The organism is Halobacillus halophilus DSM 2266 (assembly GCF_000284515.1).
Lineage (GTDB): Bacteria > Bacillota > Bacilli > Bacillales > Halobacillaceae > Halobacillus > Halobacillus halophilus.
On sequence record NC_017668.1, the window covers coordinates 1,749,927 to 1,772,908 of the forward strand.

Genomic DNA, 22,982 nt, shown 5'->3' on the forward strand with positions numbered 1-22,982 from the left:
TGTAGAGCAAGGTGGAACGTGGTATTATCTTAAAAAATTGGAGGTGATCGTATCAAACGCGTAACATTAGTCGATGTATTTAAGCACCGTATCACACAGAAATACTTACAGCGATCAGGCATCCATCACGCGGTCACCGTAGCAGGTTATGCCTATGATATGGCGATTGAATCCAATGTAGATCCGGACCTTGCGACAAAATCAGCGTTACTTCACGATATGGGGCATTATGAGTGGTACCGGGACGGTAAGTGGGACTACGAAGAATATCGAAAACATGATATTCATGCCATTAAGGGAGCGGAACGCGCTCATAAATTATTGATTCGCCTCGGAGAAGACCGACTGGTGGCAAAAGAGGTATCGCTTGCTGTACTTCTCCACACAGACAGTTATCTTCCCTTTTCCCTTGAAGCCCAGCGGACAGAACTTCAAGAAGTGGTAAGAGTAGCCGATGAAAAAGATGAGCAGCCATCCGGGTTGCATCACTATAAGCAAATGGACAAGAGTGAAGCGATTCAATTATTACACCATCTGGATCTAAAAGTTGAAGCTGTTTTAGAAAAGCGGGGAGAACTTTCTGGATAAAAAGTATAACGTTTTTCCTAATTAGGCTTTACTTTTAAATCAGCCTTCTATATAATTCCATTGAAAGCAAAATTTTCTGAAAGCGAGGTCGAGACAAATGATGAACATTACAATGACTGTAAACCAGACAATCGAACACCGGCCTGCGCACATAGGAATTACTGAGTAAACTTTTTCATCATTTTATTCATAACAGCCGCAGGTTACGCATATTGTATTCCTGTGGCTTTTTTAATGAAAGCACGATATCGTTTGCTAAAAACGAAGCCACAGGGGACCTGTGGTTTTTTATTATGCTATCAAAGAGTAATTTTACTCTTTTGATATAAATATACACTAATGTAGGAGGTGGAAAACATGACGATCCACTTGTTTATTTTTAAGATTCAAGTAAGTAGACGCCAGGAAGAGAATTACGCGCCACTGCCCGGATACCATCCGTCTGCAAAAGAGCAATGGCTTGACAGGAAATCCTCATTTATCCATTACATGTAAATTAAAAAGGAGTGAAAGATTATGAGCAGCACACTAAGGATGGAATTTATGGATTGGTTAAACGACGAGAAGGATACCGCTTAGTTACGTAGTATTGGAGGGGGAAACATGCGGATCAACGTGCTTATTTTTACGATTTATATCCAAAAGCTGGACCGGGCAGAACGAGAAAGGTCATTCCAAAGGTCGAAAGCAATTGAAGAACAAATTAATCAAACAAAATTAAAATATACTTCATTATAAGGTGCAACCCCCAGTCATTTTGGCTGGGGGATTGTCATTTTTTACGGTATTACGGGATTTAGGATGCTAAACCTTTGAAAAAAACTGTCAAATCCGTTAAGGTCAGGAAAAGATGTTCTGCAGAAATTTTATACAGAAAGGCTTTGTTGACATGAGTTTACATAGAAAACCTATGCCTGTACCGGATGCAGTGAATTCGGTGATGAACTATAAAAAGAAGGCGGAGGGTGAAATTCTTCCTCTGGAGTTTTGCGATAACCGCACCTTGGCAGAAGATATCGTAGCTACACACCCGGTTCCTCCTTTTAATAAATCGCCGTATGACGGTTTTGCATTACGTTCCGAAGATACAGAAGGGCTATCAAAGGAAAAAAGCGGTCAGTTTCGGGTAACGGAAACGGTAGGGGCCGGCCATCGTGCCAGCCGGCCAATAAAGGAAGGAGAAGCCGTTCGTATTATGACGGGCGCAGAAATTCCTTCAGGTGCCGATTGCGTAGCTATGTTCGAGATATGTCAGACGTACGAACAGGATGGCCAGTCCTGGATGTCTTTAAAGCGTCCTATGGAAGTAAATCAGAATATTATCCAACAAGGATCGGAAACCAAAGAAAGTGACGTGCTGGTAGAAGCAGGCACGAAGGTTAACCCAGGAGTAAAAGCTCTGCTGGCCACATTTGGCTATAGCGATGTGAATGTATATAAAAAGCCAGTTATAGGCGTGTTCGCCACCGGAACTGAATTACTGGATGTTGATGAGCCTCTAGAGCCTGGGAAGATACGTAATTCCAATGCCTACATGATTGTTTCTCAAGTGAAGCGTGCAGGTGGAGAAGCTCATTATTTTGGAAAGCTGGAAGATGACTTTGATGTTTGTTATCAATCTGTATCTGAAGCTTTAGATAAGGTGGATGTATTAATTACGACGGGCGGCGTATCGGTCGGAGATTATGATTTAATGCCTGATATATATGAGAAGTTAGAAGCGGACGTGTTATTTAATAAGGTAGCCATGAGACCAGGAAGTGTGACGACGGTAGCTTCTTACCAGGGGAAATTGTTGTTTGGATTATCAGGGAACCCTTCCGCCTGCTATGTAGGGTTTGAGTTGTTTACTTATCCCATCATTCTTTCTTATTTAGGGCGGTCCGAACCCTTTCATCAACGGATTCAAGCTACATTAGGAAAAGATTTTAAAAAGCCCAATCCTTTTACCAGGTTTGTGCGAGGGTACTTGCGGTACCAGGAGGGAAGGGTGATCGTTGACCCGGTCGGTATGGACAAGTCCGCCGTTGTTTCTTCGCTTGCCCATACAAATGTGCTCATTATGCTCCCAGGAGGTACGCGGGGTTATGAGAAAGGAGACAACGTGGAAGCCCTTTTACTAGAAGATCAGACAGGACAAGAGAGCTTCTGATAAGACACAGAAGGAGTGAAGGTATGACCGATTATGTATTAGACCAGCATGAACGCCCAATGAAGGATTTGCGAATCTCTGTTATTGATAAATGTAATTTTAGATGTACGTACTGTATGCCGGCAGAAATTTTCGGTGATGATTATAAATTTTTGCCAAAGGACGAGCTTCTAAGTTTCGATGAAATCATCCGGCTTGTTCAAATCTTTTCGAAATTTGGAGTCGAGAAGATCCGTCTAACGGGAGGAGAGCCTCTGATGAGGAAGGATCTTCATGAACTGGTGGCAAGATTACACGAGATAGATGGGATTAAGGACATTGCCGTAACAACTAATGCCGTATTCCTCGTTAAACAGGCGAAAAAACTCAAAGAAGCGGGTCTTAATCGTGTGAACGTAAGTCTTGATGCCATTGAAGATGAAGTCTTTCAGCAGACGAACGGCAGAGGGATTAAAACCAGTCCCGTACTTAAAGGAATAGAAGCCGCCAGGGATGCAGGGCTTGAAATAAAGATCAATATGGTTGTGAAAAAAGGTATGAACGAGAGTCAGATTCTTCCGATGGCACGTTACTTCAAGGAAACAGGTGACACACTGCGGTTTATTGAATTTATGGATGTAGGAAATCATAACGGCTGGAATATGGGTTCTGTCATTTCTAAAAAAGAGATTATTGAAGAAATTAATCAGGAACTGCCTTTAGTGCCGCTTGACGCGAATTATTTTGGAGAAGTAGCTTCCAGGTATCGTTATGAAGGAAGCGAGGCAGAGATTGGCGTGATCTCTTCAGTTACAGACGCTTTTTGCAGCAGCTGCACGCGAGTACGTCTTTCAGCAGATGGAAAGCTGTTCACCTGTCTCTTTGCTTCAGAAGGTCATGATATTCGTGAGTTGCTGAGGGGCGGGGAGCCGGATGAAGCGATTATTTCCAATCTTATAAAAATATGGACGAGAAGAGATGACCAATATTCAATTGACCGTGCCAATGGAAAACCAACGAAGAAGAAAATTGAAATGTCGTATATCGGTGGCTGAAAAAGCCGGATACCCTCGAGCTGGGTATCCGGCTTTTTTACTAGGATTTGCAAAACAATTTTATAAACCTTAATAAGATAGATCTTCAGCTAAACCAGCTAATAGTTTGTCAACATTTTTCAATAAAAACTTAAGGTAACCCATGTTATACTAAAAATGCGCATGGCAAATAACCTTCCTCAAATGTTTGATTGGAAGGTTTTGTATTATTTAGATGGAAATAGTGATTACGCTATATCTTGGAAAGTGGTTTTGTTTTTTAATAAAGCATAAATCCAATGTAAGAGCTTATTTACACAAGCAATGACGGCTACTTTATATAATTTGCCTTCCTTTCGCTTCTTGTCGTAAAACGCTCTTAATTTTCTGTTTCTAGGGATAATTTCGGCTGTTGTTTTTTGTTTGCGACAATCACGAATACCAGATCTAACGGCCATATATAGGGCATGACGTAGTCGGCTTGAACCACGTTTTGTAATCCGAACTAAAGTCGCCTTAAACTTACCTGATTCATGTACTTCTGGATCAACTCCTGCGAATGCTACTAGCTTTTTAGGGTGATTAAACCGGTCTATCTCCCCAATCTCAGAAATAATCGTGGCAGCGATTTTTTCTCCAATACCAGGGATAGATTGGATGATCTTATATTCTTCAACTTCTTTTGCGAGAGCATCTATCTCTGAGTCCAATCTGGATAGATGCTCTTTGTATTGAAGAAGCATATTGATATACATACCAAGACTCAGTAAATGACTCTGATAAAGTGTCTTTTTGAATGGGTTCCGTGCAGCTGCTTTCTTAAGTTCCTGAGCTTTTTCCGCTGCCCATCTCTTAGACCGACTCTTACAGAATTCCTTGATTTTATCAGCTAACGCATCTTGGCTAACAGCTAAAATGTCTTCTGATGAAGGGAATTCCTTTAACACAAGTAAAGACACCACTGAGTATAAGTCACCAAAAACCCCTTTATATTCAGGGAATATTTGATCCAGTACTGCTTGAAATTGTAATTTGGTTTGCACATAAATTCCCGTAATATTCTCGTGTTGCCTTGTAAGATTACGCAAGTTTAAAAGCTGAGTACCGCGTCTTTTATAAGGTTCTAAATCTTCTTTGTAGTAAAGCTCACAAAGACGATAAGCATCAATGGCATCCGTTTTAACTTTTCGTAAACTTGAGCTTTTAGCTCTATGAGAGATCAAAGGGTTAACAATAATCAATAAATAGTTATGTTGCTCCAGAAACTGCACCACTGGTGCGTGATAGTGTCCAGTAGCTTCTAGTACAACCGAAGGTTGAATGCCTGTTGCATCTTTTACACCTTCCATAAACTCAAGTAGTGAGCCTAGTCCATCCAGGTCATGCTTGATGCTAAAACTTTTACCGTAAGGTTTTCCTTTATCTAAAAAGGCCTGAACCTCACTTTCTCCTTTTGAAACATCCAGACCCACGACTGGATTCATTCTATATCTCCTCCTCAGATTCATCTTGCCAGTAACCCCTAGTCCTCCTAGTAGTATCATAGCTTCGCTTGTTATACGGGATCTTGTCCCAACCAGCCTCAAACATGTTTCTACCAGTAGGGGGTGAACGGTTTAGCTGACGGGATCTAAGTCCCACGGGCAGGGGCGTTCTACCCTGGCTACTGTAATAATAAGACCATATTAAAAATGGTCAACCAGAAATATCTAGAATTCTGGTTAACCTTATAATACGAAAGGGCCGGATAGTTGAAGACTCGAATTCGAGATAAATTGGGTCCGTTACGATATTTGAAGAAGGGCTGGTGGGGAAATAGCTCGCTTTCCTATGGGGGAACGGTGAGCTTCCTCGCTCGTTTCACTCCCTGCGGGATCTCACCTAGTCCCTTCTCCCATGGGAGTCTCGCCATTTCCCCACCAGCCCAGCCGAGTGAGAATAACGGACGCTTTTATAGGAGAGAATGCTCTCCTTTTTAATCGGTCCTAAATGCTTTTATGACAGGCTATTTCACATTGTTATAGCATAAAAATAGCCTCATGATCGCATGCTTTTTTTTCATCAACCCGTCGATGTCTTAAATGGTTTCGAGTTTCTGATTCGGCCAGGTCCGGAGGGGGAGGATGAAGACTCCTGTGGGATGAAAATGACAGGGGAGACCCCGGAAGGCGAAGCTGAGGAGGCTCCGCGCAAGGGATGTTCGACTAAGATCGCCACTTCCTGTGGCAACGTCGAACGACCCTGCGTCGTGCAGGGCAGGAAAGCGAAATCGTCCCCCGAAGGACCTTCCGCTCAACAGATATCTCGAAATCAAGTCTTCAACAAACGGGAGCTTTACTTGTAGATTGTACATCGTGGATTTACAAAAGTCTTTTACTATGGAATCAGAACAATCTTTCCGGTTTTGCCGGCTTGCTTAAAGTAAGTCTGTGCTTCTCTTGCTTCTTCCAAAGGAAACGTCCGGTCAATCACGGGTTTAATTTTACCTTCTGAAATGGCTTGAAGCATGCGCTTAAACTCGGCTCTTGTTCCCAGTACGGATCCATAGAGAGTAATATGTTTCAAGTAGAGCGTGCGAAAGTCCAATTCTGTCTTCTGCCCACCGGCAGATCCAGAAGTACAGAATTTCCCGCCTTTTTTCAATACTTCCAGAGAAGTAGAAAACAAAGCGTCTCCGACAACATCCACTACAGAATCGATCGGTCCCCCGTTTGCCTCCAGGATTTCTTCGGACAGTCGCTCAGAACGATAAGAGAGAACATGGTCTGCACCAAGTTCTTTCAATCTTTCTTCCAATGCTAAGTCGCCTACAATGGCGATAACTTTGGCACCAAATACTTGAGAAGCAATCTGCACATTTAATGAACCCACGCCTCCATTGGCTCCTGTTACCATAATCGTTTCTCCAGGCTGTACCTGAAGCTGTTCGATCATGTGCCATGCTGTCATGCCACTGACAGAGAACACGGCGCTATCGGTGTAGTCAGATAAGGGCATGTCAAAGCAAAGCTCTGCCGGCCACACGACGTATTCCGCATATCCCCCATCGTATTCTGAACCAATGAAAGACATATCTTCCGCTATATGTTCCTTACCTTCGTCTCCGCTTGAAGTAAAAGGGAAAACCACGACATCCCTGCCAATCATATGCTGATCTACTTCGCTGCCTGCCTTTTCAATGGTTCCTGTTATATCGGAACCGGGTATTCGAGGGAATTGAACACCTTCCGGGCGCCAGCCAGATTTGCCTCCTGTTCCGTATGCACCTTCTCTCATCCAGATTTCGGTATTGTTAATCGCGCAGGCTTTCACTTTAATTAAAACCTCGTTACTTTTGGGCTCCGGAATATCTTTTTCCACCACTTCTAATTGATCGACATCCCCATATCCAGTAACTTGAACTGCTTTCATCACAACATTACCTCCCAGTTTGTATTCTTAGCTTGTCTCTTTTAGCTTACACGGAATTGAGCTGTTCATCCAATCTGCGAGTTTGGTTGATGGCTAACCAGTCTCACTATTGCACCTGCACGCTGCAGAGTCGTTATTAATCATAGGCTGATTCAAACTTTATCTGGTAAAATCATTCAGCCTTTGCTCAAATCGTAACCGTCCTCTATAATAAAGGTAATATGTGTTTGTGGAGGGGAGTTTCCATGAAAACCTTTAAATTAATTTCTTTGGATATCATAGAAGAGAAAAACGAAGATATTACTCAAAGACGGATTAAACTGCTGGATGGACTCATTATTAACCGTGAAGATGATCATGGACGATGGATCATCGAAGCGTATGTGGATCAAAGCTATCAGGATTTTTTCCAAAGTATGTGCAACCACAATGAGGAAATTATGGTTCAGGTAAAAATTACAAAACCGAGTAACCAGCCAGCTACGTTTCTAGTGACACCGATTGATACAAATGTAATTGGGGATCATATCAATGTTATTTTTATGGGGTCGATTGTGAATCGCCAACAGGAGCAAATAGAGAAGACTCTGCGTCAGCTTATGGATGAAGGATACCAGAATGAAGAACTTCTGGCTGCTTTCAAGAAAAAAGCGGAAGAATCCTCTTCGTAATCCGCTCCACGCCTCCTTACATAGGAATTAGAGCGAAAAATTAAATCGGGTAAAGAAAATCACAAATTACCCTGCTATAATAGGAATGGTGTTCAATCATTAAGTCGGAAACAGCATGTTAAAGGAGATATCGTATGTGGGTGAGAAGAAAGAGCCTGCGCTGGCTGAATGAATTATCGCCATTTCAATTAATTGCCATATATTATCTAATTGCGGTTACCATTTCATCTATACTAATTGCTTTACCTGTCGCCCATAAACCGGGCGTAAAACTGGATTTCATAGACGTATTATTTACAGCCGTCAGCGCCGTGAGTGTCACAGGTCTGACGACGGTCCCGACGGCGGAGACATTTAGTACAACCGGGGTATTTATTTTAGCGTTAGTATTACAGTTTGGCGGAATTGGAGTTATGACACTCGGCACGTTGATCTGGCTTGTGCTCGGGAAAAAAATAGGCTTGAAAGAGCGGCGTCTCATTATGACAGACCAAAACCGGACTTCCTTCCAGGGAATGGTCCAAATGGTCAAGGAAATCGTGCTCGTGGTACTTCTCATTGAATTTATCGGTTTTTTAACCCTCGGGACGTATTACCTTCAGTACTATGATCCTGGCGAGGCTTATTTACAAGGCTTTTTTGGAGCCATTAGTGCTATGACAAACGGTGGTTTTGATATCACCGGACAATCACTCATTCCATTTAAGGATGACTATTTTGTCCAATTTATTAATATGATTTTAATTATTGCAGGAGCCATCGGATTTCCTGTACTTATTGAAGTCAAGCAGTATTTATTTAACAACAATGATGTAAAAACGATTCGTTTTTCATTATTTGCAAAATTAACCACGTTCACTTTTTTTGTGCTTGTTCTGCTGGGGACGGGTATGATTATTCTCCTGGAGTTTAATCATTTCTTTGCCGGCAAAGACTGGCATGAAGTATTTTTCTATGCCCTGTTTCAGTCGGTCACGACAAGAAGTGGCGGGCTTTCAACCATGGATATTAATCAGTTTACAGAACAGACGCAGCTATTTATGTCCTCGTTAATGTTTATCGGGGCATCTCCAAGCAGTGTTGGAGGAGGAATACGGACCACTACCTTTGCTCTTGTTGTCATATTCATTTTAACCTTCGCCCGAGGCGGCAGCCGGATTCGTTTGTTTAGAAGAGAGGTTCATAATGAAGATTTAAACAGAGCCGTTGTGGTCATGATGATGGCCTTGCTGCTTTGCTTTATTGCTTTAATGGCTTTATCGATCAGTGAACCGTTTACTTTAAATGAACTTCTGTTTGAAGTGTGTTCTGCGTTTGGAACAGTGGGGCTTTCGTTAGGTATTACACCGGGCATGACTACATTTGGGAAATTTGTATTAATGCTTCTCATGTTCCTTGGGAGAATCGGTATATTGACTTTCTTGTTCTCTTTCCAAAAGGACAGAACAAAAGGGGATTACCATTATCCGAAAGAGAGGTTAATCATTGGTTAAATCAAAAAAGCGCAGCCATCAGGCTGCGCTTTTTTTGTTCGAATTGATCTATTTTCCCGAGATCTATATCTAAGGAAGATCATTCTTTTACATTAGCAGTAAAATGCTGCACCAACGATTACCAATAGAATGAACAATACGACGATCAAGGCAAAGTTGTTACCATAACCAGCTCCACCATATCTTCCGCAACGTCTTCCGCCGTAAGGATAGCCTCCGTACATAAGCTCACCTCCTGTTGTTTACATACTCAGCGTATGCAGGAGGCGGCATATGTGTATGGTTATTCACCTAGAGAGGATTAATTCATAAAGGTGGAAGGAGCTAATTTTATAATTTTGCTCTTTTGGTGAAGGAATTCTTTTTGGGAATCGTTCAAGGCTTGTTCACTGCATTCAATCTCTTCACACCAGTGGTTCAACTGCTCATTGATCAACCTTTTCTGATCAGGAGAAGATGTCACGTGAGAAGGGAAATAGGGTCCTGAGATTCTTTGGTTAGCGTACATCACCATCAGCCTCCTTGCTTGCATATTATTTGCGAATCTTAAGAAATTATGAAGGAGTCTTAGGATTAGCGGCGAAAAGAATCATTTACATACCATCGCCAGGGGATGTTCTTCCTATGGTTTTTTCATAAATAATGGTTCTGTTAAAGTTTATTGTTGATTTTTCATAAGAGGCTTATTACACAATAGGGTCGGGTAGTTGAAAACTCGATTTCGAGATAATTTGGGTCCGTTACGATATTTTCTGAAGGGCTGTTTGGGAAATAACTCGCTTTCCTATGGGGGAACGGTGAGCTTCCTCGCTAGTTTCACTCCCTGCGGGATCTCACCTAGTTCCTTCTCCCATGGGAGTCTCATCATTTCCCCACCAACCCCGCCGAGTAAGAATAACGGACGCTTTTATAAGAGAGGATGCTCTCCCTCCTAATCGGTCCTAAATGCTTTTATGACAGGCTATTCCATACCGGTATAGCTTGAAAATAGCCTCATTATCACATGTTTTTTTCTCATGAACCCGTCGATGTCTTAAATGGTTTCGAGTATAAGATTCGGCCAGGTCCGGAGGGGAACGGGGAGACTCCTGTGGGATAAACATGATCGGTTAGACCCCGGAAAGCGTTAGCTTGAGGAGGCTCAGCACATATAAGAAGTTCGACTAAGACCGCCACGTCCTGTGGCAACGTCGAACGACCCTGCGTCGTGCAGGGCCGGAAAGCGAGTCGTTCCCCGCAGGACCCAACCCTCTCACGAGAGATCTCGAAATCAAGTCTTCAAGTAATGGGAGCTTAACTTTAAAATCAACACTGAAGTTTAACAAAGCCTAAATAATAACGGATTGCGCAAGGATTTTAATTTTCAGTAAGACGAAAGAAGGGCTTTGAGCACATCGAATAAAGGATATTATTCGTTTGCCGCGTAGATATTTTGTATAATGATTTTAGATTAGCCGTTATATAGAGAGAAGGTGGGCGCGATGAAGAAAGTGGCAGTGATAGGAGCAGGACCTGGAGGATTAGCTTCGGCTATGATCCTCGCTTCAAAAGGTTACGATGTTCATGTATTTGAGAAACAACCGTTCGTCGGAGGAAGAAATGGTCATTTTTCTTTAGGTGACTATACATTCGATATAGGTCCGACCTTTTTGAGTATGCCTCATATCGTTGAGGAATTATTTGAAATGTCCGGCAGAAATGCTCATGACTATATGGATTTAATCGAACTTGCACCGATGTATGAGTTGCAATTCGATGGGAAGCGGGTGCCGATGTACCGTGATCGCATGAAAATGCTGAACGTGATCTCCAAGCATTTCCCAGGAAACGAAAAAGGCTACGTCCGCTTTATGAACGATACGAGAAAGAAAATGGATGCCCTGCTTCCATTGCTTCAGACGCGCCATAACAAGCTGACCGATTATGTAAGTCTTCGGGCTTTGAAAGCACTTCCTAAGCTATCGCTCGGAAAGTCGGTCTATCAAGTATTATCCGAATACTTTACAGATGAAAAATTAAAAATCGCTTTTACATTTCAGGCCAAGTATCTAGGCATGTCACCATGGGAATGTCCGGGAGCCTTTTCGATTCTTTCTTATATGGAACATGAGTATGGAGTCTTTCATCCGAAAGGCGGAGTCAACCAGCTTTCCAAGTCGATGGCAAAAGTGACCGAGGAACATGGAGGACAGATTCACCTGGGGAACGGCGTCCGCAAATTTAAAACAGAGGGTAAAAAAGTCGTTGGGATTGAACTTGAATCCGGAGAAGAATTTGAAGCAGACGAGGTCATCGTAAATGCTGATTTCGCGAATGCCATGAGTCATATGGTGGAGGGGAATGAGCTGAAGAAATACTCTGAGAAAAATCTGGCTAAGAAAAAATATTCCTGCTCCACGTTTATGATCTATGTTGGATTGGATAAACTTTATGAACAGATGCCTCACCACACGATTCTCTTCGCGGAAGATTATAAGAAAAATGTCGATGAAATGACGAAAGATCTTGTTCTATCCGACGAACCGTCGATTTATATTCATAACGCAAGTGTGACAGACGATACATTAGCGCCAGAGGGTCATTCGGCTGTTTACATCTTAGCCCCTGTCCCGAACAATTACTCTGAAATCGACTGGGATGAAAAGCAGGAAACGTTTAAAAATCTTATCCTTGATGAGCTTGAAAGTAAAACTGGGTTCCATGACATTCGTGATCATATTGTGACAGAAAAAGTGTTAACGCCTAAACAGTGGCAGACGGATCACTTTGTTCACAAAGGTGCTACGTTCAGCCTGGGCCATCAGCTTTCTCAAATGATGTATTTCCGGCCCCACAACCGCTTTCAGGAATTAGACCACTGCTGGCTTGTCGGCGGGGGCACACATCCGGGGAGCGGGCTGCCCACCATCCTTGAATCAGCCAGAATAACAACAGGGTGGATCAGAGAGGAGGCGGAAACCTCATGAAGCAAACCCAAACGGCTATTGTAGGGGGCGGAATTGGCGGCTTAGTAACAGCACTGCTTCTTTCCAAAGATAAGGATAGGAAAATTACCATCTTTGAAAAGAACGATTATCTTGGTGGGCGTCTGACCTATGAAAGAAATGGGCCTTACAAAATTGACCAGGGGCCGACCATCGTTCTGCTGCCGGAAATGCTTCTCACTATATTGGAAGAAGGCGGTTTTGAACGAAAAGATATTCCGCTCATTGCCTGTGATCCGCTTTATGATATCCGGTTTAAAGATGGGAGTGCATTTACTAAATATTCGGATCCTGATCAGCAAAAGCAGGAATTGAAAGCCAAATTCCCTGGAAGTGAGAAGCAATTTGACCGGTTTCTTATAGATATGAAAATTCGTTTTCTGCGAGGGAAATCTCAATTTTTAGAGCAGTCCTTTGTAAACAAACGCCGTTTCTTCTCCGGGCAGAATATCAAAACGTTGATTCAGCTGAAAGCTTATCAAAATGTTAAGAAGATGATGAGAAGCTATTTTGCAGACGAGCAGCTGGTGGAAGCTTATACATTGCAGACTCTTTATATTGGCGGCCACCCGGAGCAGTCTCCGGCAATGTATTCGCTGGTATCATACAGCGAACATGAACACGGGATCTGGTATATGAAAGGCGGATATGCTCACCTGGTCGATTTGATTGTCGAGCGTCTCAAAGAACGAGGGGTAGAGATTCACACCGGTGCCGAAGTCAAACAGCTTCACACATCGCACTCTAAGGTGAAGTCTATTACAGCTGGAGATAAAGAGGTCGAGGTAGATGAACTTATATTGAATGGGGATTTTCCTACCATGGATCGATTACTACCTGAGGAACGGCAGCACAAACGGAATTATACACCTTCATCCGGCTGCCTGCTTCTATACATGGGACTGGATAAGATCTATCCGAATCACACGATCCATCAATTTTTCATGTCTTCAAACTTTGACGAGCATATGAAGCAGGTATTTGATACGAAAGAGCTGCCTGATGATCCTTCTTTTTACACATTTCATCCCTCGATCGTTGATGATTCATTAGCGCCTGCTGGTAAAGGGGTTCTTTATACCTTAATACCTGTGCCCGCGGGAGACGACGTGGACTGGAGTAAAAAGGATCAATTAATTGACCACGTGCTTCAGCAGATGGAGGAAAGAGGTTTTCCGGAATTAAGGAAACATATGAACTGGATGAAGGTGAGGACACCGGAAGAAGCCAAAAGAGACGGTCTTTATGGAGGTGGAAGCTTCGGTATTGCCCCAACCCTCTTTCAGTCAGGCGTCTTCCGCCCTCAGCTAAAGCCGTATTCTCTTTCGAATCTATACGCGGTTGGAGCCTCGATTCACCCTGGAGGAGGCATCCCCATAGTCATGCAGGGAGCTAAGCTGCTAGCGGATCATTTGCAAAATGGTTCTGAAGAAAGGCATAATTATAAGCGAGGTGTTTAGAGATGATGGACTTGAATAATGCTTATGACCATTGCAAAAACATAATAGAGAAACATTCCAAGACTTTCTCGAAAGCTTTCGCCATGCTCCCTAAACATCAGAAGAGGGCTGTATGGGCCATTTATGCCTTTTGTCGAAGGGCCGATGACATTGTGGATGAAGGGGAAAATCCGAAAGAAGAGCTGGAAGCATTTGCTGTAGAGTTTGATCTTTTTATGGAGGGCAGGCTTGAAACGGAAGACCCATGCTGGATTGCTCTCCAGGATGCTTTTGAACGTTTTCCTCTTGATCCGGCGCCTTTTTATGAGATGATTGTCGGTCAGCGCATGGACTTATATCCGAAAACGATTGATACAAAAGACGATCTCCTTCATTATTGCTATCATGTCGCAAGTACGGTTGGGCTTATGCTTTTACCTGTGCTTGCCCCCGGTAAAGTCTCCAGAGTTAAAACAGGTGCCATTGAACTTGGGTATGCGATGCAGATCACCAATATCCTGAGGGATATCGGAGAAGATCTGGATAATCATCGCATTTATATCCCTAAACAGATGATGATCGAATATGGTTATACTCGTACAGACCTTCATAACAAGAAGGTAAATGAAGCATTTATACAGCTCTGGGAAGACTTAGCCCAGGATGCTGAGCACTACTATCGTAATGCATTAGCTACTCTGCCGGAGTACCCCGTTTATTCAAGAACTCCTGTAGGAGGAGCTGCGAAAATGTACCGGGCCATCATCCAAACAGTGAGAAATAACGATTATCAGGTCTTTGGGAAGCGAAACTACGTATCTGATCAAATGAAAAAGCAGATTATTGCGGAAATGCAATAATTTGCTTTTTTTCTGGCTCTATTAAACTTCCGTGAGGATAATTACGTTAAGCTCCCGTTTGTGTAAGACTCAGTTTCGAGATATTGGTTATGAGGAAGATCCTCCTGGGGACGATTTCGCTTTCCGGCCCTGCACGATGCAGGGTCGATCGACCCTACGTCGTGTAGGGCCAAATGTGGAATCACCCCGAAAGACACGACCAGCATAAGCCGAGCATCAAAAGGATGGTGGTTTTTCCGTCCGTTGATGAACGGCTTATGTCTCGAGTGTCTGGGTGATGGAACAAGACGAGTTATTTCCCCACCAGCCACCTCCTCATCTTGTAACGGACCCAATTCATCTTGAAACTGACTCTTACAGATAACGGCCCTATTGCGTAATAAGCCTCTTATGAAAAATCAATAATAATTTTTATCAGAACCTTTTTCCTATTCGGGATGAACAATTTTGCCAAGGATCTGGTTGGCTACGTTTTGGCCGCTGAGAACGACCATTGGAGAGCCGCCTCCCGGGTGGGTACTGCCTCCACAGAAGTACAGATTGCTGAAATCCTGAGACTGATTGAATGGTCTCATAAACGCCTGGAGCCGGCGGTTGGAAGAGGGACCGTAAAGGGAACCACGATATGCACCGAAGCGGCTTTCAATTTCCTCAGGGCCGATCACTTTTTCGAAAGATACGTGGTTTTTAATCGGGAGTCCGGAGTGCGCTAAATCCTCATAAATCTTCTCTTTATACCTTTCCCGATCTATTTCAGTTGAAGTGCCAAGCGCCGGGGCGTTAACCAGGATGAAACAATTGTCTCCTTCAGAGGAAAGAGTCGAGTCCGACTTAGCAGACGTTCCGATATAGATGGTAGGCTCTTCAGGATATTGGCCATTTTTTAAACTTGAAAATTCCTTTTCATAATTCCTGGAAAAAAGAACGTGGTGGTGATGTAGGTCCGGCATAGTAGTGTCCAGCCCAGCCATAATAACGAAAGCGGATATAGAAGGATCGAAGGAACGGATCTTTTTATCAGATAATGAGGCGCGCTTTTCGTTATCGATTAATTCTGGAACGGATTGTAATAGGTCTCCATTCACGATCACATAGTCTGCTTCGTAAGTATGGCCTCCAGCCATCACGCCAGTGGCCTGTTTGTTATGGGTTAAGATTTTTTCTACTCGTGTGTTCTTATATAGCTGAGCTCCCTGGTTTTCTGCAGCGTTCGCCATGTTTTCTGCGATCTTCGTATTTCCGCCAGGGACGTAGTAAACTCCGTCATTTAATTCCAGGTGAGCAATCATGGCAAATGTAGCCGGTGTAACGTAGGGATTCGAGCCTACATAGGTAGAATAACGGTTAAGAGATTGAATGATGCCGGGGTGAGAAAAATATCTTCTGAAAAAATGATCCATTGACTCAAGCGGCCTCACCTGGGCAAACCCTTTCGCCAGGGAAGGAGAGAGGTAATCCTTCCACCCGGAAAAGGTCCGATGAAGAAAATATTCTTTTGATAAATGAAACAGGCGTTCAATTTCCAGTAAAAAGGCGTCATAGTTCTGAAAGCCTTTTTGATCCAGACGGTAGAGCTGCTGCTTCATATACTGCCGGTCTGAGGACAGATCAAAGATTGTGCCATCCTTAAACTGGTTTCTTGTATGATGAGTAAGTTTAGTAAAGGAGAGTTCTTTTTCTAAACCTCCCTGCCGAAGGACATCTTGAAATGCCTCTGGCATGGTGATGGTATTCGGCCCGAAATCGAAATGATAGCCTGCTTCATTGACAGGCATCATCTTCCCGCCAAAATGATCGTTCTTTTCGAAAAGGTTAACTTCAGCTCCGGCTTTGGCCAGGGTGACAGCCGCCGAAAGCCCACCTAAGCCGCCGCCGACTATAGCAACTTTCATTCGTAAGACCTTCCTTTCCACTGATAGGATTTTCCCCTGATATGTACCGTCATCGAGGAAATCATAATTAAAATAAGCAAAACGATAGACACGGGGATGAAAAAGGACAGCCATAATGGATGACCTGTGCGAGCATCGACATACATTTTAAAGGATACGGTTAATAAGTAGGGGAGCACATACAGCCAGCTACCTTCTACAAAAGCCACAGCGATAAATCCGAATGGTACAAGAAATAAGAGAGTATAAAGCAGCGATAAGATAACCACCAGCGCTGCTGATCGTCCTAATCCGGTATAGATGTTTTTCTGGAAACCGGCCCACGTTTCTTTAGGATGATGGTACATATAGGAAAGGACGGAAGGTGTAATATTGGCAAGCACCATTTTATAGCCGTGCTTTTTCATCTCCCTGCTGATGTGCACGTCCTCTACGAGTGATCCTTTAACGGACTCGTGTCCGCCGATCGCTTCATAGGCGTTTCGTTCCACCATAATAAAAATCCCACACGCCGCTGTGAACATCGGTTGTTTCGTGAAATTAGCCACAGCAAGAGGCAGATGAAGCTGCACGACCATGTGCTGAAGCGGTACCAGCATATGACTTAGGAAATGGTCGTTTGGGTAATGAGGGAAGCCACTTAGCATTGAAGCTCCGTGTTTTTCCATCGTGGCAAGGGTCTTTTCGATGATTGAAGGTGCAACGCGCGCGTCGGCATCCAGAAATAAGTAGTAGTCCCCGCTTGCTAACTTGGAGAGCTGATAACAGGCATGAACTTTTCCATTCCAGCCATCCGGCAGTTCTTTCCCTTGATGCACCTTTAAATGTGGATCATTTTTCGTTTCATGTAAGAGCTTCTCGTACGTCTTATCTTCCGAATGGTCATCCAGAAAAATCACCTCAAGCGAAGGGTAGCTCAAGTTATTAATGGAGTTCATCAGCCCCTCCACGTTTTCCTCTTCGTTTCTTAGAGGAATGAGAAGGGAGACACGGGGCTCGTTTTTTAAATTTTTAGCTGAAGTTAAAGGCAGTAAGAAAAAGCTGTTTAGGATCGTCCACAGATTGAGAAGAACCGTTATCATCAGGACAATGGTAAAAAAGGTCATGGTCTCTCTTCCTTTCTGCTACATGGTTCTAAACGATTGATGGTCTTCCTGTATAATCGTTTCACGCAGCTGATCCAGTTGTTCGGTGGATCGTTCTTCAAAATAACGCGTCATTTCTTTTCTGTTTAAAGAAGCATACACTTCTCGATCCAGTGGCTCCCCAATCTTAATGTAGACGTTTGGTTTTTTAGTATGTTCAAACGAATAGTAAATGGAAATCGGAACGACAGGGACGGTGGGACACTTCTTAGCTATGTAGGCGACCCCTGTGAAAAACTCAAGCGGGCGCTTCTCCAAATGCTGCTCCTCTCCTTGAGGGAAAATCCATACCGTGCTGCCTTGCTCAAGCAGCGCTTTACTGTAATTCAACGATCGAAGCAGATGTCTCCGATCGTTGGTGTTAATGGAAAAAGCACCAATCCTGCGGAAAAAAGGAAAGCGCCTGATCCCGTCTTCATGCATCATTCCATAACCATCGGACCGAATGATCTCTTTATTCAAATGATAAATCATCAATGGGTCCCACCATGTAGAATGATTAATTAAAAATAGGGCAGGCCCGTCAGGCAGGGTAGAATAGGATACATTAATGTGCTTAAATTGTGACTTCAATAGAAAGCGGTTAAACTTGGAAAATCCCCATTCAATGAATGAATTCTTTTTAGCTTTCAGCATAGCCTTTCTTCCTCCAAAAATAAATGATATACCATAGTGCGGCAAGAGAGCCAACTAAAATAGCGGCGCCAAACAGTCTTCCACTGATGGCCATGATACAGAACATCCCTATAATTAGGCCAAACGTAAGAGCCATACGAGACGGCCAAAGCGAAGAGTGAGAGACCTTTACTGGGTTCCATAGTAGAAATACGGCATGAAATATAGCGGCAAGAATAAACCAGCCCATGAAATTGGAAAAGGGGATATCGTAATAAACTCCAGGCTCCTGCCAAATCCAATATTCTTTAACTTTGTACGAAACTGGATCAAGGATCAAATCCATGGTCACAGCAAGAAGTCCACCCGTAATAACGAAAGAGATAAGACGGAAGAAGCCGCTCCATTTCTCCGTAATCCCCCGCGCCAATTCATGAGAACAGCCAATTATCAACATCCAGGCGAACCCAATGGTTACAGGCGTATCGAAGATCTTTAATCCGAAATTCTGGTTATAATCATAGGAGCCAAACAGAAAATTGTAAGCTACTCCCAGATGTTCGACGTATATACTGACAACGATAATAAATAAACTGTAAAGCACGCCTCCAGCTGCCCCGTACATACGAATAAAATAAATAATGGCAATCACGCCTGCAGTAATTAAAAATACACTGTTGGCCCACTCCAGCCAGGGCGGAAGCAAGTCGAATGTAAGTAAAATAACGCCGCATATGTACCAGAAAATGAAAAAGCGATAAATGATTGTGTCCATCTGTTCACCCTGCTCTCGAATTAAAAAAGTTATGTATTGTAAAGTATTTTCTATCTAATCATACCTCAAAGGATAGGGGATTAAACAGAAAGAAGTCCTATGGAATATGCCATAGGACTTTAACAATATTTAATAATGATTAATGGGCCAGCGTTTTCCTTTTAGGCCAGGCTATTTTTCGAGGAAGATGAGGAAGAACCCAGCGATCAAGTCCGTATTTACCTGCGTTTGCTCCCGCTACTAACAGGAAGACAGTCAGTATTACCATCTGTGGATTCGTGCTCGTGGTACCACTGAACAGAAACGCAAAGTTCATCAAGATGCCTCCAAGAGCAGCGATATTCGTAAATAATCCAAGTATGAGAGCGATCCCGGCAAATACTTCACCCCACATTACTAGAAAAGCAAACAATTCATGGTTCGGAAGGGCAAACTGTTCTAAGAATATGGCCCACCATCCCTGAACCGCAGGATGAGCACCTTCTGCTTTGCCTATGGCTCCCATTAAGAAGCCATCTACTTCAAATCCTCCTGTCACTTTTCCTAATCCAGATGTGAGCCACGTATAACCTAAGTACACACGAATGACGGTCAAGATAAGGGCTGCTTTCTCATTGTTTCGAATCCATTGATTAATCATAATACTCACTCCTTTAGTTTGTTCAACACTTCACATGATTAGCTAATCTCTTGCTTACACCAATAGTATATTAGAGTAATCATTAAGGTGCTATACTTTGTGCAATCATTCACAAAGTGGTCTAAAAGTTATGACAGTCCTATGAATTTTAGTAGTTTACTTTTCATTAAGGAAGTGAATCTTTTATAATGAATGGATAGGATCATTTCGACTAAAAATAGACTCAGCAAATTCGTTTGTTTTTTGCTAAAATAGGTGTAGAGGAAAGGAGTGAGGATATGGCTGAAGTAGTTATGTTCATTGTTTGTGTAATTGTGTCACTAGGTCTCATTGGAATGTGTATTTTCGATCGAGGGTAATATGTACTTAACTTTGGAATGACATATCATATAAGAGAAAGAAGAAGGTTCGTGGGAGAAGCTTATTAAGCTGATCCTGCGAATCTTTTTTTTTTTGACACCTATTTGAGCTTCCCTTCGATTATAGAAGTGAAGGGAGGTGAAACATAATGGCAGTAAGCACTGAAATTGTACGTTCACAGCTTCAACTCGTTCTTGAAAATGGGCAGGATGAGAAAGGGAACACAATCTTTCGTACGAAGTCTTTCAACAACATTAAAATCACAGCTTCTGAAGATCAGTTATACCGTGTAGCAACGGCAATGGCGCCTCTTCAACAGCATCTATTGTATGCGGTTGAACGCAATGATAATTCCATTTTGATTGATTTGTAAAAAAATAGAATAGAAGAGGAGAAATGAACTTGAAAAAGCTGGAGTTGAAATTCTTAAACGAAGAAAACCGTACCGTAACCCTTACCCTGGACGAGCCTGTTGAGCCGGCAGATCCGGCCCTGATTAATTCCGTTATGGACACGATCCTGCTGGAGAACTGTTTTACGACAAGCGGCGGGGATTTAGTCGCTAAAAAAGAAGCACGCATTGTGGAACGCAATGTATTTGATGTAGAAATTTAATAATTGAGCACAGCCGCTATTTTTGATAAATAGCGGCTGTCTTTCTAAAAAAAGCAAATCCGTTTAAGGACAGGGCTAACCTTCCACTAAAGCTCCCGTTTGTTAAAGACTTGATTTCGAGATATTTTTTGAGCGGAGGTCCGTAGGGGGACGATTTCGCTTTCCGGCCCTGCACGACGCAGGGGCGTTCGACGTTGCCACAGGACGTGGCGGTCTTAGTCGAACTTCTTATATGTGCTGAGCCTCCTCAGGCTAAAGCCTTCCGGGGTCTCACCGATCATGTTTATCCCACAGGAGTCTACATCGTCCCCCTACGTACCTAGCCAGATCAGATACTCGAAACCATTTAAGACATCAACGGGTTCATGAGAAAAAAGCATGTGCTCATGAAGCTGTTCTTATGCTATAACGATGTAAAATAGCCTGTCATAAAAGCATTTAGGACCGATTAGGAGGGAGAGCATTCTCTCCTATAAAAGCGTCCGTTATTCTCACTCGGCGGGGTTGGTGGGGAAATGACGCATACCCGTCAAGCTAAGCTCTATAATTTCGTAACTCCCTTATAAACGTTACTCTTTTAGATGAAATTTCTAAAGGAGGATAATTTTATGGATCTTAGTAAACACCTTCGGTCTATGGCTCAAGCTATTACAGAAACTTTAGGAGATCATTCTCTACGACAAACAGCTAAAGAAACGGGATTTTTGAAACGGACCAGTAAACTTAAACCAGAAGCATTCTTAAGTTTATGCACCCTCTTAAAAGATTCCGTGGGCAAAAACACCTTACCTAACTTATGTAGCCAAATCTCCTACGAATTCCATACTTTTATCTCTAAACAAGCTTTGCATGAACGTTTTAACGATAAAGCGGTTTCCTTTCTAAAACAAGTATATAAGCAATTAGCCGATAAGCAGGAAATAACTTCGTCGGTTTTGGAACATCATTCATTATTCTCGCGCCTTAGAATTATGGATGCGACATCTTTTCGTCTGCCCAGCTCTTACTCCGATTATCCAGGAGTACAGGGGCATGGAGTTAAAGTACAACTAGAATATGAATGGCTCAGGGGCAAGTTACTCTACCATAAGATTCAAGCAGAAGCTAAAAGTGATAAAGATGCCGCACGTGATCAGATGGAGTCATTGGAACCAGGGGATCTACTGTTACGGGATTTAGGTTATTATTCGGCAAGATTAATAAAGGAGATGGAGAGTAAAGGGGCATTTTTCATTAGCAGAGTGCCGAGCCAAACCAAGTTTTGGACCGGGAGTTCGAAAGAAGGTTGGATACAAATTAAGCCTGAGGAAGATCTGAAACATAAGGTTTCGGGAGAAACCATTGATTATGGATTCATAAAAGTGGGAGGAGATTCACGAAGTTCCTATGTGGCTCGCATTGTAGCTCAGAAGCTTACGCTTCAACAACAAAAGCAACGGGAAAGAGCGTTACATTTAAAAAGGCAGAAAGGTCACCAGACCCTTTCTGCCAATCAAAGAACTCAAATTCAAATCCTTGTGACCAATGTAACACAGGAAGATTTGGCCGCTCAAGACCTTTACCCTTTGTATTCCATAAGGTGGCAGGTAGAGATCTTATTTAAAGCTTGGAAATCCCTATTTGAAATGGATGATGTCCGAAAAATAAATCAAGATCGATTGGAATGTCATTTATATGGAACGTTAATTGAGATTCTTCTCTCTTCCATGGTGACTTTCCAGTGTCGTCACTATTTATATTGGAAACACCGAATAGAAGCAAGTGAATATAAGTGCATGGATATCGTGAAACAGGCTTTGCCATATCTAGTGTCTCCAATAAAATCTGATTCGAAGAGTGTCGTAAAGATATTAGAAGCTATCTTCGAAAACGCTAGGCGACACGGCAGGAAAGACCACAAAGAAAAACATGAAAGTCCGTTCGATGTTTTAGGATTAACTTATAAATAAAAGATTCCCTTCTTTTTATTACTGACTCCTTTAGGAGTCAATATAACCTTGATTGGAAATATGTGTAATTGAAGGATTGGACCACTGCTTATCTAGAATTATTCACTTACTAGCTTGACGGATATGGGGAAATGACGAGACTCCCATGGGAGAAGGAACTAGGTGAGATCCCGCAGGGAGTGAAACGAGCGAGGAAGCTCACCGTTCCGCCATAGGAAAGCGAGTTTTTTCCCCACCAGCCCTTCTCCACATATCGTAACGGACCCGAATTATCTAGAAACTGAGTCTTCAACAATCCTGTCCTATTGTTGAATAAGTACTATAGGAAAATCAAAGGGGTTAACTTTTCAGAAATAGAAGATATAAATCTGGAGTAATGA

At 42.8% G+C, this 22,982-nt stretch carries 22 protein-coding genes; 13 read left to right on the forward strand and 9 right to left on the reverse strand.

Annotation, left to right across the window (positions count from 1 at the left end; genetic code table 11):
* Positions 1–51: 51 nt before the first annotated feature.
* The 5 genes from HBHAL_RS08630 (at position 52) to moaA (ending at position 3,774) form a co-directional block, all read left to right on the forward strand.
* On the forward strand, positions 52–588 hold the full coding sequence (locus HBHAL_RS08630; RefSeq protein WP_041601295.1) for an HD domain-containing protein: 537 nt from the start codon (positions 52–54) through the stop codon (positions 586–588).
* Positions 589–945: 357 nt separating this feature from the next.
* Positions 946–1,083 (forward strand): hypothetical protein, encoded by a 138-nt coding sequence (locus HBHAL_RS21475; protein WP_158512366.1) that lies wholly within the window; start codon positions 946–948, stop codon positions 1,081–1,083.
* A 108-nt stretch (positions 1,084–1,191) separates the two neighbouring features.
* The gene (locus HBHAL_RS21180) at positions 1,192–1,326 is read left to right on the forward strand and encodes a YrzI family small protein (protein WP_014642994.1); all 135 of its coding nucleotides are present in this window, start codon (positions 1,192–1,194) and stop codon (positions 1,324–1,326) included.
* Between the two features lie 151 nt (positions 1,327–1,477).
* A complete protein-coding gene (locus HBHAL_RS08635) occupies positions 1,478–2,740 on the forward strand; it encodes a molybdopterin molybdotransferase MoeA (RefSeq protein WP_041601630.1) in 1,263 nt (420 codons plus the stop codon).
* Positions 2,741–2,763: 23 nt separating this feature from the next.
* On the forward strand, positions 2,764–3,774 hold the full coding sequence (moaA, locus tag HBHAL_RS08640) for a GTP 3',8-cyclase MoaA (protein ID WP_014642996.1): 1,011 nt from the start codon (positions 2,764–2,766) through the stop codon (positions 3,772–3,774).
* A 227-nt stretch (positions 3,775–4,001) separates the two neighbouring features.
* On the opposite strand, the gene HBHAL_RS08645 is transcribed toward moaA, so the two are convergent.
* Together HBHAL_RS08645 and HBHAL_RS08655 are read right to left on the reverse strand one after the other, a co-directional pair.
* Positions 4,002–5,237 (reverse strand): IS110-like element ISHaha5 family transposase, encoded by a 1,236-nt coding sequence (locus HBHAL_RS08645; RefSeq protein ID WP_014642997.1) that lies wholly within the window; start codon positions 5,235–5,237, stop codon positions 4,002–4,004.
* Positions 5,238–6,129: 892 nt separating this feature from the next.
* Positions 6,130–7,164 (reverse strand): zinc-binding dehydrogenase, encoded by a 1,035-nt coding sequence (locus HBHAL_RS08655; RefSeq protein WP_014642998.1) that lies wholly within the window; start codon positions 7,162–7,164, stop codon positions 6,130–6,132.
* A gap of 245 nt (positions 7,165–7,409) precedes the next feature.
* Here HBHAL_RS08655 and HBHAL_RS08660 point away from each other — a divergent pair, with 245 nt between their 5' ends.
* Positions 7,410–7,835, forward strand: coding sequence for a YwpF-like family protein (locus HBHAL_RS08660; RefSeq protein WP_014642999.1), 426 nt, complete (start codon positions 7,410–7,412; stop codon positions 7,833–7,835).
* Positions 7,836–7,969: 134 nt separating this feature from the next.
* The gene (locus tag HBHAL_RS08665) at positions 7,970–9,328 is read left to right on the forward strand and encodes a TrkH family potassium uptake protein (protein ID WP_014643000.1); all 1,359 of its coding nucleotides are present in this window, start codon (positions 7,970–7,972) and stop codon (positions 9,326–9,328) included.
* 92 nt (positions 9,329–9,420) lie between these two features.
* Here the strand turns inward: HBHAL_RS08665 and HBHAL_RS20830 are convergent, their stop codons facing one another.
* Entirely contained in the window at positions 9,421–9,552 is a 132-nt protein-coding gene (locus HBHAL_RS20830) for a YjcZ family sporulation protein (RefSeq protein WP_087946066.1), read from the reverse strand.
* A 77-nt stretch (positions 9,553–9,629) separates the two neighbouring features.
* A complete protein-coding gene (locus HBHAL_RS08670) occupies positions 9,630–9,836 on the reverse strand; it encodes an RNA methyltransferase (protein WP_145956031.1) in 207 nt (68 codons plus the stop codon).
* Positions 9,837–10,809: 973 nt separating this feature from the next.
* Here HBHAL_RS08670 and HBHAL_RS08675 point away from each other — a divergent pair.
* The 3 genes from HBHAL_RS08675 to HBHAL_RS08685 are packed head-to-tail and all read left to right on the forward strand — an operon-like array spanning position 10,810 to position 14,611.
* Positions 10,810–12,294 (forward strand): phytoene desaturase family protein, encoded by a 1,485-nt coding sequence (locus HBHAL_RS08675; RefSeq protein ID WP_014643002.1) that lies wholly within the window; start codon positions 10,810–10,812, stop codon positions 12,292–12,294.
* Positions 12,291–13,772, forward strand: a complete 1,482-nt coding sequence (locus HBHAL_RS08680; protein ID WP_014643003.1) for a phytoene desaturase family protein — start codon at positions 12,291–12,293, stop codon at positions 13,770–13,772. The genes HBHAL_RS08675 and HBHAL_RS08680 overlap by 4 nt, the downstream gene beginning before the upstream one ends.
* A gap of 2 nt (positions 13,773–13,774) precedes the next feature.
* Positions 13,775–14,611, forward strand: coding sequence for a phytoene/squalene synthase family protein (locus HBHAL_RS08685; RefSeq protein WP_014643004.1), 837 nt, complete (start codon positions 13,775–13,777; stop codon positions 14,609–14,611).
* A gap of 428 nt (positions 14,612–15,039) precedes the next feature.
* Here the strand turns inward: HBHAL_RS08685 and HBHAL_RS08690 are convergent, their stop codons facing one another.
* From HBHAL_RS08690 to HBHAL_RS08710, 5 genes are all read right to left on the reverse strand, one after another.
* On the reverse strand, positions 15,040–16,503 hold the full coding sequence (locus HBHAL_RS08690; RefSeq protein WP_014643005.1) for a phytoene desaturase family protein: 1,464 nt from the start codon (positions 16,501–16,503) through the stop codon (positions 15,040–15,042).
* A complete protein-coding gene (locus tag HBHAL_RS08695) occupies positions 16,500–17,609 on the reverse strand; it encodes a glycosyltransferase (protein ID WP_014643006.1) in 1,110 nt (369 codons plus the stop codon). The genes HBHAL_RS08690 and HBHAL_RS08695 overlap by 4 nt, the downstream gene beginning before the upstream one ends.
* An 18-nt stretch (positions 17,610–17,627) precedes the next feature.
* A complete protein-coding gene (locus HBHAL_RS08700) occupies positions 17,628–18,284 on the reverse strand; it encodes a lysophospholipid acyltransferase family protein (protein ID WP_014643007.1) in 657 nt (218 codons plus the stop codon).
* Positions 18,271–19,038, reverse strand: coding sequence for a carotenoid biosynthesis protein (locus tag HBHAL_RS08705; RefSeq protein ID WP_014643008.1), 768 nt, complete (start codon positions 19,036–19,038; stop codon positions 18,271–18,273). The genes HBHAL_RS08700 and HBHAL_RS08705 overlap by 14 nt, the downstream gene beginning before the upstream one ends.
* A gap of 139 nt (positions 19,039–19,177) precedes the next feature.
* Positions 19,178–19,678 carry a DoxX family protein gene (locus HBHAL_RS08710; RefSeq protein ID WP_014643009.1) on the reverse strand — a complete coding sequence of 167 codons (501 nt, stop codon included), beginning with the start codon at positions 19,676–19,678 and terminating at the stop codon, positions 19,178–19,180.
* A gap of 508 nt (positions 19,679–20,186) precedes the next feature.
* On the opposite strand from HBHAL_RS08710, the gene HBHAL_RS08715 reads away from it, so the two are divergent.
* The 3 genes from HBHAL_RS08715 (at position 20,187) to HBHAL_RS08725 (ending at position 22,602) form a co-directional block, all read left to right on the forward strand.
* Positions 20,187–20,411 (forward strand): DUF1659 domain-containing protein, encoded by a 225-nt coding sequence (locus HBHAL_RS08715; protein WP_014643010.1) that lies wholly within the window; start codon positions 20,187–20,189, stop codon positions 20,409–20,411.
* A 29-nt stretch (positions 20,412–20,440) separates the two neighbouring features.
* Positions 20,441–20,653: a DUF2922 domain-containing protein gene (locus HBHAL_RS08720; RefSeq protein WP_041601297.1), complete on the forward strand. Its 213-nt coding sequence runs from the start codon at positions 20,441–20,443 to the stop codon at positions 20,651–20,653.
* 608 nt (positions 20,654–21,261) lie between these two features.
* Positions 21,262–22,602 (forward strand): IS4-like element ISHaha1 family transposase, encoded by a 1,341-nt coding sequence (locus tag HBHAL_RS08725; protein ID WP_014641370.1) that lies wholly within the window; start codon positions 21,262–21,264, stop codon positions 22,600–22,602.
* Positions 22,603–22,982: the final 380 nt, after the last annotated feature.